General features: G+C 24.3%; 1 protein-coding gene. It reads left to right on the forward strand.

What is annotated here, in order from left to right; translation table 11 throughout:
* A partial coding sequence (locus tag CD172_RS12910) for a hypothetical protein (protein WP_206169851.1) occupies window positions 1–304 on the forward strand: 304 nt, incomplete at both ends.

The raw sequence follows: 304 nt of genomic DNA on the forward strand, positions 1-304 counted from the left end.
CTACACGTTTAATGAACTATTTGGAAAAATAGATTCCTATAAATATAGAAGATACACTAACCTAATTTGTTATAATAATCAGTTTTTCTGGTTACACAATGTTTTAAGTTTAGATAATAATTATGATAATTGTTATTTCACAAATGAAGATTTAAATGCAGCTAAAGAAAAAGCAGAAAAGAGTTTAAAAGAAAAGATAAATCAATTTCAATTAAGTCCTCATAACATTCATAGAAATGAATATAAAGAGATCCTTAGTTTAGAGGATATATATGGAAGATATAGATATGGAAAAGCAGAAGAT

Source organism: Staphylococcus agnetis (genome assembly GCF_002901865.1).
Lineage (GTDB): Bacteria > Bacillota > Bacilli > Staphylococcales > Staphylococcaceae > Staphylococcus > Staphylococcus agnetis.